The 15,555-nt window shown below is 74.2% G+C and carries 9 protein-coding genes; 3 read left to right on the top strand and 6 right to left on the bottom strand.

Annotated elements, in window-relative coordinates; translation table 11 throughout:
• Positions 1-6: 6 nt before the first annotated feature.
• The 6 genes from trxB to AC5PYY_RS04290 all read right to left on the bottom strand — a co-directional run bounded on the left by trxB (position 7) and on the right by AC5PYY_RS04290 (position 9,827).
• The gene (gene trxB, locus AC5PYY_RS04315) at positions 7-1,020 is read right to left on the bottom strand and encodes a thioredoxin-disulfide reductase (RefSeq protein WP_493898563.1); all 1,014 of its coding nucleotides are present in this window, start codon (positions 1,018-1,020) and stop codon (positions 7-9) included.
• Between the two features lie 133 nt (positions 1,021-1,153).
• The gene (locus AC5PYY_RS04310; protein ID WP_493898562.1) at positions 1,154-2,071 is read right to left on the bottom strand and encodes a hypothetical protein; all 918 of its coding nucleotides are present in this window, start codon (positions 2,069-2,071) and stop codon (positions 1,154-1,156) included.
• Between the two features lie 234 nt (positions 2,072-2,305).
• The gene (sigM, locus tag AC5PYY_RS04305; RefSeq protein WP_493898561.1) at positions 2,306-2,866 is read right to left on the bottom strand and encodes an RNA polymerase sigma factor SigM; all 561 of its coding nucleotides are present in this window, start codon (positions 2,864-2,866) and stop codon (positions 2,306-2,308) included.
• Positions 2,867-2,883: 17 nt separating this feature from the next.
• Entirely contained in the window at positions 2,884-6,789 is a 3,906-nt protein-coding gene (locus tag AC5PYY_RS04300; protein ID WP_493898560.1) for a murein biosynthesis integral membrane protein MurJ, read from the bottom strand.
• Positions 6,786-9,335: a DUF6049 family protein gene (locus AC5PYY_RS04295; protein ID WP_493898559.1), complete on the bottom strand. Its 2,550-nt coding sequence runs from the start codon at positions 9,333-9,335 to the stop codon at positions 6,786-6,788. The genes AC5PYY_RS04300 and AC5PYY_RS04295 overlap by 4 nt, the downstream gene beginning before the upstream one ends.
• A 6-nt stretch (positions 9,336-9,341) precedes the next feature.
• A complete protein-coding gene (locus tag AC5PYY_RS04290; RefSeq protein WP_493898558.1) occupies positions 9,342-9,827 on the bottom strand; it encodes an NUDIX hydrolase in 486 nt (161 codons plus the stop codon).
• An 81-nt stretch (positions 9,828-9,908) separates the two neighbouring features.
• Here AC5PYY_RS04290 and AC5PYY_RS04285 point away from each other — a divergent pair, with 81 nt between their 5' ends.
• From AC5PYY_RS04285 to AC5PYY_RS04275, 3 genes are read left to right on the top strand one after another with little or no spacing between them, the layout of a single operon-like run.
• Positions 9,909-11,393, top strand: a complete 1,485-nt coding sequence (locus AC5PYY_RS04285) for a CCA tRNA nucleotidyltransferase (protein WP_493898557.1) — start codon at positions 9,909-9,911, stop codon at positions 11,391-11,393.
• On the top strand, positions 11,386-11,961 hold the full coding sequence (locus AC5PYY_RS04280; RefSeq protein WP_493898556.1) for a hypothetical protein: 576 nt from the start codon (positions 11,386-11,388) through the stop codon (positions 11,959-11,961). The genes AC5PYY_RS04285 and AC5PYY_RS04280 overlap by 8 nt, the downstream gene beginning before the upstream one ends.
• Positions 11,958-14,393 (top strand): acyltransferase family protein, encoded by a 2,436-nt coding sequence (locus AC5PYY_RS04275; RefSeq protein WP_493898555.1) that lies wholly within the window; start codon positions 11,958-11,960, stop codon positions 14,391-14,393. Before AC5PYY_RS04280 ends, AC5PYY_RS04275 begins: the two co-directional genes overlap by 4 nt.
• Positions 14,394-15,555: the final 1,162 nt, after the last annotated feature.

The raw sequence follows: 15,555 nt of genomic DNA, 5'->3' as shown, positions 1-15,555 counted from the left end.
GTGGGTTCAGGCGTCGTCGAGGGTGGCGAGGTAGCGCTCGGCGTCCAAGGCCGCGGCGCAACCGGTGCCCGCCGCCGTGATCGCCTGACGATAGGTGTGGTCGACCAGGTCGCCGCACGCGAAGACCCCGTCGAGGTTGGTGGCCGTGCCCCGGCCCTCGACGAGGACGTAGCCCTCGTCGTCGAGGTCGACCTGGCCCTGGACCAGCTCGTTGCGGGGGTCGTGACCGATCGCCACGAACAGCCCGGTCGCGTCGACCTGCCGCTCCTCACCGGTCTGCGTGTCGCGGAGCGTCACCGCCTCCAGCTTGGGGCTGCCGTGCAGTTCGGCGACCTCCGAGTTCCAGGCGAAGGAGATCTTCGGGTCGTTCGTCGCGCGGTCGGCCATGATCTTGCTGGCGCGCAGCTCGTCCCGGCGGTGCACGACGGTCACGCTCCGGCCGAAGCGGGTGAGGAAGGTGGCTTCCTCCATGGCCGAGTCGCCGCCGCCGACGACCAGCAGGTCCTGCTCACGGAAGAAGGCGCCGTCGCAGGTGGCACACCAGGAGACACCGTGGCCGGACAGCTCCTGCTCGCGGGTGAGGCCCAGCTCGCGGTAGGCCGAGCCCATGGCCAGGATGACGGCCCGCGCCCGGTGCACGTCGCCCGAGCTGTCGGTGACCGTCTTCACCGGGGCGGTGAGGTTCACTTCCAGCACGTCGTCGCGGACCAGCTCGGCACCGAAGCGCTCGGCCTGCTCGCGCATGTCCATCATGAGCTGGGGGCCCATGATGCCTTCCGGGAAGCCCGGGAAGTTCTCGACGTCGGTGGTGTTCATCAGCGCCCCGCCCGCCGTCACGGATCCCTCGAAGACGAGGGGGGCGAGGTTGGCGCGGGCGCTGTAGACGGCTGCGGTGTAGCCGGCCGGTCCGGACCCGATGATGATGACCTCGCGCACCTCGGCACCGGTGTCGCTGGGGCCGGTGTCGGTGGCGCCGATGGCGCCCAGGGCGTCAGACGGAGGCGTCAGGTCGATGGTCATGGAGGCCTTCCTGGCGAGCGGTGGGCACCTGGGAGGTGGATGGGACGTAGTCGTCAACCGATCCTAGGACGTGATTGTTCCACGCATGACGGCTCCGCCCGGCGACCCCGCGGCCGCGCGACTCCGCTGCAGGTCAGGGCACCTCGATCGGCTCACCGGCCGGGTCGAGCGGGAGGACGTCGGGGGCAGCGACACAGTCCGCCGGCACCACCCAGGAGCGGCCCGACCCGTCTTCCGCGAGACCCAGCAGCACGACGACGTCCTCGACCCCACCGCCGGTCGGTGCGTACTCCGCGGCGGTGGCGTAGCGCTCGGCCCAGCCGTCGTCGACCGTGCTCCAGCAGCTCAGAGCCTGACCCTCGCTGAGCGAGACCAGGGCCGCCGTCTCGGCGTCGTTCGCCGCGACCTCGGCCTGGGCCAGGCGCAGGCTCTCCTCCAGGTCACCCGGTCCGACGCGGCCCAGGTCGGGAAGCAGCACGACGCCGCCGGACTCGAGCACTGCCGCCTCCGACTCCAAGCCGTAGACCGCTGAGTCGTCCGCGGCCGCCGCGCTGCCTGCGGCCGCGTCGTCGGCGGCCTCCTCCTCGCCCTCGGCGGAGTCGGCACCTGCCTCGGCGTCGCCAGCGGCATCGTCACCGGCCTGGCCCGAGGCGGGAGAGGGATACTGCGCGGCCGTGCCCGAGTCGGCGCCGCCGCTGCCGACGGTCTGGGTGAGAGCCACCGTCGTCACGATGAGGCCGGCCGCCGCCGCGCCGAGCACGGCCAGAGTACGGCCGGGCCGCCGTTGCGACCGGGCTGCCGCGAGGTCGACCACACGGTCGGCGTGACCACCGATCGGGTGCTCGCCGGCCGAGCGGTGGGCCTGCTCGACCTCGAGTCGCGCCTCGATCCGGCGGACCAGGTGCTCCGGCATCGGGCCGGGATCGGGCAGGCCGGCCAGGAGAGCACGCACCCCCGTCGGATCGTGCTCCTCGGCCCGGTCGTCGGGGGTGGCCCGACGATCGGGATCACGCGGCGTCGGCGAGGACGGCGGTGGGGTTGATGTCGGCACTGCTGGTCGGCCTCCTCTCACTGCTCAGCCTCGCGCTGCGCCCAGCACCGAGGTTCGGACGGGCCCGACGGACCCTGCGGGCCCGGATCGGCCCACGGGAGTACGACGAGCAGATGGTGGCTGCGGTTCCCGACCGCACGGGAGCCCTCGGTGTGGCATGGGTCATATCGCGAGCGAGCTCGCCGGTCGCGGGACGACATCCCTCGCCCGTCGTGCGGCGTCGGGGTGCGCGGCTCATGCCGGACCCTCGTCGTCATCCCGGAGCCCGAGCAACCGGGCCATCGCCTCGCGCCCGCGGGAACAGCGCGATTTCACCGTGCCCTCGGCGACGTCGAGCACCGCGGCCGCCTCGGCCACGCTCAGCCCCTGCATGTCCACGAGCACCAGGGCGAGACGTTGCCCCTCGGGCAGCTGGGCCAGGGCCTGCTGGATGTCGAGCCGGACCTCCACCGAGCGGTGCCGGTCACGCGGCTCGACCGGGTCGTGGTCGGCGATGTCGACGGTCGGCCGGACGCGGCGCAGCCGGTCGAGGCTGGCGTTGACGGTGATGCGGTGCAGCCAGGTCGTGACCTGCGCGTCCCCGCGGAAGGAGCCGGCTCGGCGAAAGGCGTTGAGAAAGGCGTCCTGCACCGCGTCGGCCGCCACCTCCGGGTCACGGGTGGTGCGCAGGGCGACGGCCCACATCCGGTCGCGGTGGCGCCGGAAGATCTCACCGAACGCGTCGGCGTCCCCCTCCTGGTGTCGACGCAGGAGGGTGTGGTCGTCCACGTCCGCGAGGTCGACGGTGCCCTCCATGGTCTCCACCCCGGGCGTCAGCGGATGGAGATCTCGCGGACGCCGACCCGCTCGCCGTCGTCCGTGGTCGCTGCCCGCGTGAACCAGAGGATGAGATAGCGGCCGGTCGCGGCCTCGTCCGGCGTGACCGTCCAGGTGTCGGCCGCGTCGTCGGAGCTCCCCAGCTCGGTCGCCCCGTCGATCGTGGCCGCGTCGGAGAGGTAGAGCGTGGCGGCCACGTCGCCCGGGCCGAGCTCGACCGCGACCTCGCTCACCGAGGCGCCCTCCCCGAGATCGAGGATCAGGCCGGTGCCGTTCTTGAGCGAACCCCAGCCCGGGGTGAGGTAGGTGTGCGAGGACCAGGAGGTCTCGGGGTCGCCGTCGACCGCCAACGGGGTGTCGGCGTTGTTCTCGTCGCCGTCGCCCTGCGGGTCGTAGGACGTGATCCCCAGGACGCCGACCCCGGAGCCCTCGGCGGGAGCGGGAGACGGGGCGGAGTCCTCGGTGGCTTCCTCCTCGGCGCCCTCGTCCCCGCCGTCACCCTCGGGTGCTGCGCTCGCGGTCTGCCCGTCGTCCCCGCCCGTCGCTCCGGCCGGATCCGCTGGGGCCGAGGCGGAGGGGTCGCCGCCCGGTGCGGCGTCGTCGTCGCCGCCGAGCCCGCGCAGCACGCCCCAGCCGAGGAAGACCGCCACCCCGAGCAGGGCGAGCGTGATGATCATGACCACGACGGTCTGGGCACCGGTGCCCCGCTCCTCGGGGAGTCCGTCGCCGCCGGAGCCGCCACCCATCGCGCCGGAGCCACGACCCGTCGCGCCGGCTCGGCCACCGGCCGCGGCGGAGGCCGCCGGGCGCGCGTGGTCGGCGCGCGCCTGCTCGACCCGGGTCTCCCGGGCCTCGCCGCTGCGCAGCAGGCCGCCCATCGTGTCGTCCTCGCGGACCGGCCGAGCTCCCCGGCCTGCGTCGCTGGCGCGTCCGTCGGTCCGGTAGTAGGGCTGCGGGACCTGCTCGGTCGCGTCGCCGCTCGGCGGGGCCGCGTCGTCGGCGTGGGTGGGGTGGGCAGCGGTGGCGGCCGCCGAAGCCCCGGCGGCACCGCTCAGAGCGGCTCCGGCTCGGCCGTGGTCGGCACCGGATCGCGAGCGCGGCGCGCTCAGTTCCCCGGGACGGTCGGCGCGCACCATCTCCGAGGACCAGGGCGAGAGCTGGCGGGCGAGCTCACCCGGGGTATGCGGTGTCCGGTGCAGGTCGGCGTCGACCCCGTGGGCCAGACGGCACAACGCGTCGAGATCACCGGGCACCCCGGCCACCAGCTCCGAGGGTGCCGGGAGCGACCCGTCGGCGAGCCGCCGCGCAGGCCGGACACCCGCGAGGTCCTCCCCCGGCCAGCGGCCGGTCAGCCCGGTGTAGAGCAGGGAGATGAGGTCGGCGGCGTCGATGAGCGAGGCTTCGTCGGGCGTGACGTCGTCGGTGCCCTCGAGGGCGGACGCGACGCCGACGCCCGAGACCTTCACCGTGCCGTCCGTGGTCCGCAGCACCGAGTGCGGGTTGAGGTAGAGGTGGTGCAGTCCCCGGCGACGCGCAGACTCCAGCGCCGCGGCGCTCTCGCCGACGATCCGACGCGCCTCCTCGGCCGGCAGTGGGTGCTCCTCGACGAGGGAGGCCAGGGACTCCGCCTCGGAGAGGCCTTCCTCGATGATCCAGCAGAGGGAGGCGTCGTCGTTGTCGCCGACGTCGAGGACCCGGACCAGGCGTGGGTCGTCGACGGACGCGACGCGGCGCGCGCCGTCGAGGACGGCTTCGGCGGTGTCGGACCACTCGCCGTCCGAGGGCAGGACGGTGACGGCGACCAGGCGACCGAGGGTGACGTCGCGCGCGGACCAGTACTGCAACCCGCCCCCGTCCCGCTCGGCGAGCAGCTCGTCGAGGGCATACCGGTCACCCAGCCGGGTGCCCACCTCGAGCCGGTCCATGCTGTTGCTCTCCTCCGCCTGCGCCTGCCTGCCGTCGTCCCACCCTAGTGTGCTCCTGCCTGCGCGTTCGTCAGGAGACGCCGCGCCGCCCGCCGCGTCGGGCGCGGGGCTCGCCACCACGGACTCCAGGCCGGTGAGGGTGGACGCCTCGTCGGAGTCCTCGACCGTCTCGACGGCCACCGGGTCGGGGTCAGGCTCGAGCCGGTCACCCGTGGCCAGGTCGACCGGCGCGGTCGGGGCGAAGCGGCGCAGCCCCGGGACCCGGCGGATCACGGGCGCGGCCACCTCGGTGACCTCGCGGACGCCGAGGAGATGCGCGAGCACGGCATACCCCAGCAGGAAGACGACGCCGGAGACGCCGAGGGCGACCGCGCCGCTGAGGAAGGCCTCGGCCGACGCCCGCTGCATCGAGCCCGGGTCCGGCGGAGCGCCCCGGTCCAGCAGCCGGATGACCAGCCACGCGGGGACGAGAGCGGCGAGGGCCGCCACGACAGAGCGCAGGTATGCCGTGGCGACCGGGCGCAGCGCGAGCTCGGGGAGGCGGCGACGGACGGCGGCCAGGCCGAAGCACGCGGCGGTGGTCTGACCCAGCGCCTGGCCCAGACCGAGGAGCATGGCGACCCGGGGCGCGGGGGAGAAGGCGGCGACGGCACAGACGAGCAGCAGCACCGCGGTGATGGAGACCTGGAAGAAGAACGGGGTGCGGGCGTCCTCGAAGGAGTAGAACACCCGGGCGCACAGCAGGTAGACGCCGTAGGGGACGAGCCCGAGCACCATGAGGGTGAGGATCCCGGCGACGGCGCGGTGCTCGGCCGGCGCGCTGCCGACGTAGATCACCCGCACCAGCAGCGGGGCGAGCAGCAGCATGCCGGTGGCGATGGGGATCATCGCGGCGCCGAGGAGCCGCAGCCCGCGGCCGGTGTGCTCGGCCATCGACCGCGTGTCGTCCCGGGCGGCGTCCTTGGCGAGGACGGGATAGATCGCGGTGAGCAGCGACAGCGCGATGATCGAGTGCGGGAGCACGAAGACCGAGAAGGCCTGGGTGTAGGCGAAGCGTCCGGGGGCGAGCCGCATCTCGTCGGCCGCCGCGTTGAGCAGGTTGGTGACGACGAGCATGCCGCCCTGCGAGACGGCGACGTCGGCGAGCGCCCAGCCCGCCATGGTGGTGGCGGTGGCGAGCCCGACCCCGCGGAAGCCCCACCGGACGTGCCAGCGGAAGCCGGTCGCCCGGACCGGCGGGAGCAGGACCAACGCCTGGACCGCGATGCCCAGCGTGGCCGATCCGGCCAGCAGCCAGATCATCCCGCCGGTCCAGTCCTCCAGCGGGATGACTCCCGCGTCGGGGTAGCGCCGCGCGAAGATGACGATGCCGGTGATGGCGATGACGTTGGCCAGCGCCGGGCTCCACATGAAGGCGGCGAACCGGTGGTGCGCGGCCAGGACCTGACCGAGGAGGGTGTGGACGCCGTAGAAGAGCATCTGCGGGATGCACAGGTAGGCGAACATCGTGGCGAGCTGCAGCTTGGGGTCGTCCCAGGCCCAGTCCAGGGCGTAGACCTTGGTGATGAGCGGGGCCGCGAGGACGAAGAGCACCGTGCCGCCGACGAGGATCGCCAGCGACAGGGTGATGAGGCGGTCGGTGTAGTCCTGGCCCTCCCGGCCACGGGTCATCGCCCGGGTGAGCTGCGGAAGCAGCAGCACGTTGAGCACACCCGCCGCGAGGAGCAGATAGATCGTGTTGGGGATGGTGTTCGCGGTGTCCCAGACGTTGGCGGCGCTCGTCGGCGAGAGCGTGCCGAGCACGCCGGCGAGCAGCACCACCCGGACCATGCCGAGCACGCGGGAGACCAGCGTGCCGCTGGCCATGACCACGCTGGACCGGGCCAGCGACGAGCTCGAGCCGGCCGAGGTCGGCCTCGTGGCGCGGTCGTCGGCGGGGTCGCCGGCCGGGCCCTGGTCGCGGGGTGTCTGGCTCACGACGGCCCTCCCTGACCGGTGGCGACCCGAGGCTGGCCGCGTCGGACGGCGCGCACCAGACCCAGCACGAGCACCAGCCCGGCGAGCCCGCCGAGCACCCAGTAGAGCCAGGTGCCGGTGGGCTGCACGCGCACGTCCAGCGGCGTCTGGCTGCCCAGCTCCGTACCGTCGGGCGTCGCCACCCGGGCGGTCAGCACGGTCTCACCCCGGGTGATCGCCCGGGCCTCGAAGGACACCGTGGCCCGACTGCCGGCCCCGATGCTGACCGGGTCGGGCTGCCGGACGACCTGCAGCCGCCCGTTGCTCGCCTCCAGCTCCAGGACGACGTCCTCCACCCCGACGGCGAGGTCGTTGACGAGGGTGACGTTGATGTCGCCGCGGTCGGCGAGGAAGTTGACGGTGCTCGGCGTCACGTGGATCCCCTCGGTCGTCGCCCGCACGTCGGTGCGCACCCCGCCCCAGATCTGCGCCCACCCCTCGGGGTCCTCCCGCCACCGGCTCGCCCAGAGCGAGTCGATCACCGGCTCCCAGGACCGCAGCGGCCCGGTGTCGGAGAGCACCTGACGAAGACTCTGGAGGCCGTCGCTCACGCCCAGCAGGCCGCGGGCCCGCGAGGAGTCGACCGGGGAGTCGGCGACCTCCAGGTGGGAGGCCGCGGTGCCGAGGATGTCCGCAGCGGGCTCGGGCGTCTCGTCCGTGACCGCGACGGGGTCGGCCTCGGCCGCCGCCGCCACCATCGCGTCGGCACTCACCGGCGACAGCCAGGTGGCCTCGCCCCAGGCCTCGCTCAGCTGTCGCAGCACCTCGGGGCTGGTCGCGGTGTCCCGCGGCGGAGCGATGACCAGGCCCCGCCCCTCCCCGGTGGACTCGAGATAGGACCCCAGGGTGTGCGCGAGCACCTGCTGAGCCGCCGCGCCCGCACCCTTCTCCACGGCCTCCTCGGCGCTCTGGGCGACGAGCGCGCTGGTCCAGGAGTCGGCCCCGAGTGCGACCACGCCCTCCGGCTCCTCCAGCCGCACCGCGCCCGGCCCGGGTGCCGCCGCGGTGTCGCCGGTGAGCGCCTCCCGCGGCAGGATGACGACGCCGAGCCCTTCCCCGTCCTCGCGCACCGCATACTGCTGCGCGACGGAGCCGAGCTGCTCGGTGGCGGCGGGGTCCACCGGCCAGGCGACGTCGTCGCGGCCGGTCCCCAGGAGGGTGCGGACCGCGGCCGGGGCGTCGACCGGCTGCCGGGACAGGAGGTGGCCTGCCTGCCCGGTGGGCACCTGCTCGGCCAGCACGGCCAGGTCGGGGTCGTCGGTCGGCAGCCACCAGACGTCGTCGTCGGGGAGCAGGCGCAGCGCGGACCGGAGGGCGATGAGCCGGTCGGTGACGTCGGCATCGGTCGGGCCCGGCGTGGTCGGGCTGGTCGGGCTCGGCTCCGGCGGTGTGGTGGTCACGGCGTCGGTGTCCGGCACCGGGACGGGCGCGGTGGTGCCGGTCTCGTCGCCCGTCGGCGCTGTACTCGTGACGGCGGTGTCGTCGGGGGACCCGGCGTCCTGCGTCGGTGTGGGGGTCGGGGTGGAGGTCGCAGTCGAGCCGTCGTCGCCGGTCGGTGCGGGGGTGGTCGGCACAGTGGTGGTCGGCGCCTCGGGCGTCGGACCGGTGTCGGTGTCGTCGACCACCGCCCGCGGGGTCGCGATGCCGGGATCGGGGCGGTGCGCGACCAGGGTGGCCGGGTCGACGACGTAGGTGGTGCCGCGCACTCCGAGGTCCTGCAGCCAGCTCATGACCGGGGCCTTGGGGTCGAGCGCCGCGAGCCACGCCTGCGCGTGCAGGGCGCCGTCGCTGCTCACGAGGTCGGGGTCGGCAGGCAGGGTGAGAGGGACCACCCAGGCGACGTCGAGCGGCTCGGCGACCTCGGTCGTGCCGGCGGTCGTGAGCACGGACCGCAGGGCCACCGGCTCGGCCTCGACGCCGCGGTCGACCTCGCCCTCTGCGTCCTCGGGCGTCCCCGCCGTCAGCGTGAGCGCCAGCGCGGCCGGTGCCCCGGGTGCTCCCGACATCGTCTCGGTCGCGCTCTCCGGCACGACGACCCGGAAGGGCACCGCCCCACCGGCCGGCACGACCGGGCCGATGGTGTCGTCGCCGATGACCTGGGTCGTCTCCCGGACCGGCTCGCCCTGATCCCAGTCGGCGATCTCGGCACGCGAACCGAGCGGCACCGGTGACACGGCCGCGGTGAGGGTCGTCAGGCGCTGGCTGTCCTCGGTGTGGTTGACGACCCGGCCGGTGAGGGTGACGGGCTCGCCGGGCACCACGACCGCCGGCTGCACCGCGTCGAGCAGCAGGTAGGCGCTCTCGTCGTGATCCGGTGAGTCCGTCTCCGAGATACCCGAGGTGCTCGCCGCGAGAGGTGAGGTCTCCCCGGGCCAGGCCGCCGCCGGGCCGGAGCTCACGGCATACCCGCCCGGGACGACGAGACCGAGGGCCAGGGCGAGCAGCGCGGGCAGGCGCAGGCCCCGGGGACGGACCGTCCCGACGGGACGGCGGGTGGACTCGGACACGTCGGGTCAGGCGCTCCGCGTGAGCCGCTGCCAGGCCTCGCGGGCGATGCGCCGCTCGTTGGGGAAGGTCAGCTTGCGGTGGACCTCGTCCAGCGGCACCCAGATCGCGTCGATCGCCTCCTGGTCGGGGTCGTTCTCGACCGTGAGGCGACCACCGGTCGCCTCGAGCAGGTAGTGGTGGACCATCTTGTGGATGCGGTGCGAGGGGGTGGTGAACCAGTACTCGATCGTGCCGAGGGTGATGAGGACCCGCCCCTCGATCCCGGTCTCCTCAGCTACCTCACGCTCCGCCGTCTGCACCAGCGTCTCGCCCGGCTCGACGTGGCCCTTGGGCAGGCACCACTCCACCCGCCCCGAGCGGTTGCGCCGGGCGATGATCGCGATCCGGGCGCGCCCTTCGTAGACGTCGATGACCACCCCACCCGCCGAGGTCTCGTTGACCGACGGCAGCCGACGCGCACCGTGGTGGTGGCGCGGGGGCGTGGTGGTCATCCGCCCACTGTAACGAGTGGTCCTGCGCCAGCACAGGAACGACGGTCCCTCATCCCGGCGACTCCTACTACCCTTGGTCCGATGCCCTCGACCGACACCGATGACGCGGCGCTGCTCCTGCGCGCCCTGCGCCAGCTGACCCCGATCATGCCGCTGCTCACCGACATCGGTGAGCGCTTCGCGCAGTCGGGGTATGCCGTGGCGCTCGTCGGCGGACCGGTGCGCGACGCGTTCCTCGGCCGGACGCCGCCGGACCTCGACTTCACCACCTCCGCGTCGCCGGAGCAGATCGAGCAGGTGCTGGCCGGATGGGCCGACACCACCTGGGACGTCGGTCGGGCCTTCGGCACGATCGGCGCCCGCCGCGGCGACCACCACCTGGAGTTCACCACCTATCGCGCCGACGCCTACGACGAGAGCTCCCGCAAGCCCGTCGTGGCCTTCGGCGACTCGCTCGAGGGCGACCTGGTCCGGCGCGACTTCACCGTCAACGCCATGGCCCTGAAGCTTCCCGAGCTGACCTTCGTCGACCCGCACGACGGGCTGGCCGACCTGGCCGACCGGGCGCTGCGCACCCCGCACACCCCCGAGGTGTCCTTCACCGACGACCCGCTGCGGATGATGCGGGCGGCGCGTTTCGCCGCACAGCTGGGGCTGACCCCCTCCCCGGAGGTCACGGCGGCGATGACGGAGATGGCGGCGCGGATCGACATCGTCTCGGCCGAACGCGTGCGCGACGAGCTGGTCAAGCTGCTCCTGGCCCCCGACCCGCGGGCCGGGCTCGAGGTGCTCGTCTCCACCGGCCTGGCCGACCACGTGCTTCCCGAGCTCCCGGCCCTGCGCCTGGAGGTCGACGAGCACCACCGGCACAAGGACGTCTACGAGCACAGCCTCACCGTGCTCGAGCAGGCGATCGACCTCGAGGACCCCCCGGGCGCGGGCAGCGACGCGGACGCCGAGGACGCCGTGCCGGGACCGGACCTCGTGCTGCGGCTGGCGGCCCTGCTCCACGACATCGGCAAGCCCGCCACCCGCCGCTTCGAGCCCGGCGGCGGCGTGAGCTTCCACCACCACGAGCTCGTGGGGGCCCGGCTGACCCGCACCCGGTTGCGGGCGCTGCGCTTCGACAAGGAGACGGTCAGGGCGGTGACCCGCCTGGTCGAGCTGCACCTGCGGTTCCACGGCTACGGCACAGGGGAGTGGACCGACTCCGCCGTGCGCCGCTACGTCACCGACGCCGGGCCGCTGCTGGGTCGGCTGCACAAGCTGACCCGCTCCGACTGCACCACCCGCAACCGGCGCAAGGCGGCGCGGCTCGCCGCGAGCTACGACCACCTGGAGCAGCGGATCGAGCGACTGCGCGAGGAGGAGGAGCTCCAGGCGGTCCGGCCTGAGCTGGACGGGCATCAGATCGGGCAGATCCTCGGCATCCCGCCGGGTCCGGAGCTGGGCCGGGCCTACAAGCACCTGCTGGCGGTCCGGCTGGACCAGGGGCCGCTCGGGGAGGAGGCAGCCCGCGCCGAGCTGCTGAGGTGGTGGGGCGAGGAGGGGTCTGGACGTGGGTAGGCACGGCCGCGCCCGGCACAGCGAAGCGCCCCCGAGCCACTGGACGCACGTGCTGGCCGGCCTCCCCTGGATCACCCTCGTGCTGCTTCTTGTGCTGGTCGTGGGAGGCCTCGACCTGCTTCGACCCAACAGCTACGCGGGCGAGGCCACCCTGGCGGCCGTCGACGAGCGCACGGCCGACCGCGTCTCGATGCTCGCCGCCGACCCGGACCTGGTGCAGCGCGTGGAGGCGGCGGTGGAGCTGGGCCCGGACTACCTCGGCACGGTCGACCTGGCCGTCCACCACGCGACCGCGGACCCGGAGGTGCACGTCGAGGCGACGGCGCCGGACCCGCGGCTCGCCGCCCTGGCCGCCGACACGGCGGCCGGGCTCCTGCTCGAGGACACCGGTGCGGACGGGCTGGAGCTGTCCTCGCCCGCCGAGGTGCCCACCGACCCGACCCGGGAGCGCAACCTGCTCTGGGTCTGGGCCGCGGTGGCCGCGCTCGCCGGTGCGGTCTGGATGGAGGGGGCGCACCGGATCTGGCTCCGTGAGCACCCGACCCCGGTGCCGGAGGGCTCGTCGTGACGACCCCGTCGGAGACCTCAGGAACGACGGCCGGGTCGACGGCCGGGGCGACGGACCAGGCCGAGGCGCCGCTGACCCGGGCTCGCGCGCGTGCGCTGCACGCGGCCCGGCACGCGCTGCGGGTGCCGCCCGTGCCGCGCGACTTCCGGTCGGACATCGAGGGGCTGCGCGCGATCGCGGTCCTGGGCGTGATGCTGTGGCACGCCGGCGTCACGGTCATCCCCGGTGGCTTCGCCGGCGTCGACGTCTTCTTCGTCGTGAGCGGCTTCCTCATGAGCTCGCTCCTGCTCGAGGAGGCGCGGGCGCGGGGCCGCATCGACCTGGGCCGGTTCTACGCCCGCCGCGCCAGACGGCTGCTCCCTGCCGCGTTGACCGCGCTGGCCGGCACCGCCGTGCTGGTCCTCGCCTTCCTCCCGCGAGGCCGCTGGGCGGAGGTGGGAGGTGACCTCGTCGCCTCGGCCTTCTACGTCGTCAACTGGCGGATGGCGTGGCGGTCGGTCGACTACCTCGACCTGGAACGCGCCCCCAGTCCGTTGCAGCACTATTGGTCGCTCTCGGTCGAGGAGCAGTTCTATCTCGTCTGGCCGGTCATCCTGCTCCTCATCCTGGTCTACGCCGCTGGCCGGGCGCGCGTCTTCTCAGCCCTGGTGTGGACCACCACGCTGGTCCTGCTCGCCGCCTCGATCGCGCTCTCCTGGTGGTGGACCCTGCGGGATCCCTCGGCCTACTTCGTTACCCCGACGCGGGTCTTCGAGCTGATGCTCGGAGGTGTCGTCGCCCTCGGGGCGCGAGGGTGGCCGCGTCTGCCGAAGCTCGCGGCCGCGCTCATCGGCTGGGTCGGTCTGGGACTGATGGTCGCCTCGCTGTTCATCATCACCAAGGACGTGCTCTTCCCGGGCGTCTGGGCCCTGCTGCCCACGGTCGGGGTCAGCATGGTCCTCGTCGCCGGGCCCGCCGCCGGCGAGCTGGGGCCGGTCGCGGTGCTGCGCGCGGCGGTGCTGCAGTGGGTGGGTCGGCTGTCCTACAGCCTCTATCTGTGGCACTGGCCGTTCGTCGCGGTCGCCGCCGAGCTGGCCCGCGTGGGCACGGGTGGCCCCGCGTCGCTGCCGGTGCACTGGGGTCTGCTCGCCGTGATCGTGTCCGTGGTCCCGGCCTGGCTCTCCTTCCGGTATGTCGAGGAGCCGGTCCGGCGGCACGGTCGGGTCCTCGCGGCGCAGGTCTCATCGCAGATCGCCACCTGGCGCACCCTCCGGCTCGGGCTCAACTGCACCCTCGCGGGGGCGGCGCTGGGCGTCGTCGTCCTGGTCGCGGCGCCGCCGAGCGAGACCGAGCAGACCGCGCAGTGGCGCACGCCCGACACGGTCGAGGAGCTGCGCGACCCGGTCGGCGCCGACACCCTCCTGGCGGGCGTCGACGAGGCGCCCGCGACAGCGGGGCCCGACGACGGGGGGCCGGCGGCCGCCGCGACCGAGGGGGCGGGGGCGTCGGTGGCCCTGGGTGAGCCGCCCGCCGCCGTGGAGATCCCCGCCACCGTGGGCACGCTGGCGGTGCCGCTGGAGCAGGTGCCGGACGACACCCCGGTCATGGAGCCCGAGGGGTGCTTCGTGGGCCTGAGTGGCAGCGACGTGGGGGTGTGCGAGGGCGGCGACCCGGAGGGCGACTTCACCGTGGCCCTCATCGGCGACAGCCATGCCGGGATGTGGATGACCGCGATGGACGCCATCGGGCGGGAGCGCGGGTGGCGGGTGCTGGCGATGACGAAGTCGTCGTGCCCCCCGGCCCGAGGCCTCACCGTGGAGCGGACCGGGCAGGCCGGCGATTATCAGCAGTGCTCGACCTGGCAGGAGGGCCTGGACGAGACGCTCGTCGAGGAGGCGCCGGACCTGGTGCTGCTGTCCAGCGCCTCCTACGGCGCGACCGGGGCGGAGAAGCTCGCCGGGGGCCTCGCGGCCCGGATCGACATGGTCGAGGCGGAGGGGATGAACGCAGCCCTGGTCCGCGACGTGCCGCGCGCCCCGTTCGACGTGCCCGCCTGCCTCACTGAGCACGAGGACGAGGTGCCCGAGTGCGCCTTCGACCGGGCGGAGGGCCTGGCCCGCTCCGGCACCGGGCACCTGCTGCTCGCCGAGCAGCGGCCCGAGCTCCCGGTCATCGACCTCACCGAGGCCGTCTGCCCGGGCCGCACCTGCAGCCCGATCGTCGGCGGGGTCGTCGTCTGGCGTGACAGCAACCACCTGTCGGCGACCTACATCGGGTCGTTGGAGGCGCTGCTGGAGGACGAGGTGCTGCCGTTGGCGGTCGAGGCCGGTGCTGCGACGGCCTCGGGTGACCGTGATGAGGTCGACGAGCCCGATGAGTCTGTCGAGCCGGGCGAGGCCGATGACGCGGACGAGGCTGACGAGGCGGACGCAGCGGGCACCGAGGGGCGGTGAGCGCGCGGGACGCCGGGCATGCGGGTCGGTGACTCGACCACGCGCCAGAGGATCCACGCCCAGGCGGCGGCGCGCAGCAGCACGACCAGCGCGTAGGCGTCGCCGGGCAGGCCCCGGCCGGCGTCGCTGGCGAAGGCGATGTGCAGCCAGGTGGCGAGGAAGGCCAACGACTCCACCCCGGCCCAGCCGAGGTGCTCGGCCCAGGACCGCCCGGAGAGCGCGAGGAGGGGCAGCACCCACAGGCCGGTCTGCACCGGCACCGTCGCCGCCGTGAGGACGACGACCAGCAGCATGAGGGCGCTCAGCTGCACCACGCCGGGCGTGCGCCCCGGGCGACGGGAGGCCCAGACCCCGAGCACGAGGGCCAGGACCCAGCCGCCCACGGCGATGGACCCGGTGACGGCGGGGGGCACGGTGACGCCCAGCAGTCGGGGGATCATCTGCAGCGCGCCATAGCCCCCCGGCTGGCTCCACCACTGCTCGGCCGCGGTGAGGGCGCGCGGTTCCACCGCGACCAGTGGCAGGAGCACCGCCAGAGCCCCCAGCACCGTGCCCACCACCGCCTGCAGGCCCTCCACCAGGCGCCCGCGACGCCAGGCCACGAGCAGCATCGCCGCCAGGACGAGCAGCGGAAAGGGGCGCACCAGCACCGCCAGACCCAGCAGCAGCCCGGCCACCCACGGCCGTCGACCCTGCCAGGCCGCGAGTGCCAGCAGCGTCAGGGTCACCCCCAGCAGGTCGACCGACACCAGGGCCAGCAGCGCGAGAACGGGGCTCAGCGCGAGGTGGGCGGCGCTCCACGGGTGCCGGGGCCGCAGCCCCACGAGCGTCACCACGGCGGCCGTCACCAGCAGCAGGCAGACCGCGACCCAGAGCACCATGACCCACTGCTGCGCCGCGACAGACGAGTCGCTCCCGGTGCGCGGCGAGAGCCGGGCGAGCACCCACATGACCAGGCCGGGCAGCGGGGCGGCCGTCGACGCCGCACCGTCCCCGGCCCACGGGAGGGCACCCTGCGCCAGCGGCGAGCTGACGTGGACCACGGGCAGGTCGGAGTAGCACGCGCGCCAGAACTGGTCGGGGGTGCTCCACCCCTTCATGAGGCAGTGCCCCTTCTGCCAGACGCCGAGGGCCAGGGTGAGCGCCCCCAGGGCGACCAGCG

This window comes from Serinicoccus sp. JS2-9, from assembly GCF_059025165.1.
The sequence above is the reverse complement of the archived record's forward strand: the minus strand, read 5'-3'. Positions and strand labels throughout refer to the sequence as shown.

What these genes read in the sequence shown, in the direction of transcription:
- trxB (WP_493898563.1), bottom strand. Translation starts at nt 1,020, where the DNA reads ATGACCATCGACCTGACGCCTCCGTCTGACGCCCTGGGCGCCATCGGC.
- sigM (WP_493898561.1), bottom strand. Translation starts at nt 2,866, where the DNA reads ATGGAGGGCACCGTCGACCTCGCGGACGTGGACGACCACACCCTCCTG.
- AC5PYY_RS04290 (WP_493898558.1), bottom strand. Translation starts at nt 9,827, where the DNA reads ATGACCACCACGCCCCCGCGCCACCACCACGGTGCGCGTCGGCTGCCG.
- AC5PYY_RS04285 (WP_493898557.1), top strand. Translation starts at nt 9,909, where the DNA reads ATGCCCTCGACCGACACCGATGACGCGGCGCTGCTCCTGCGCGCCCTG.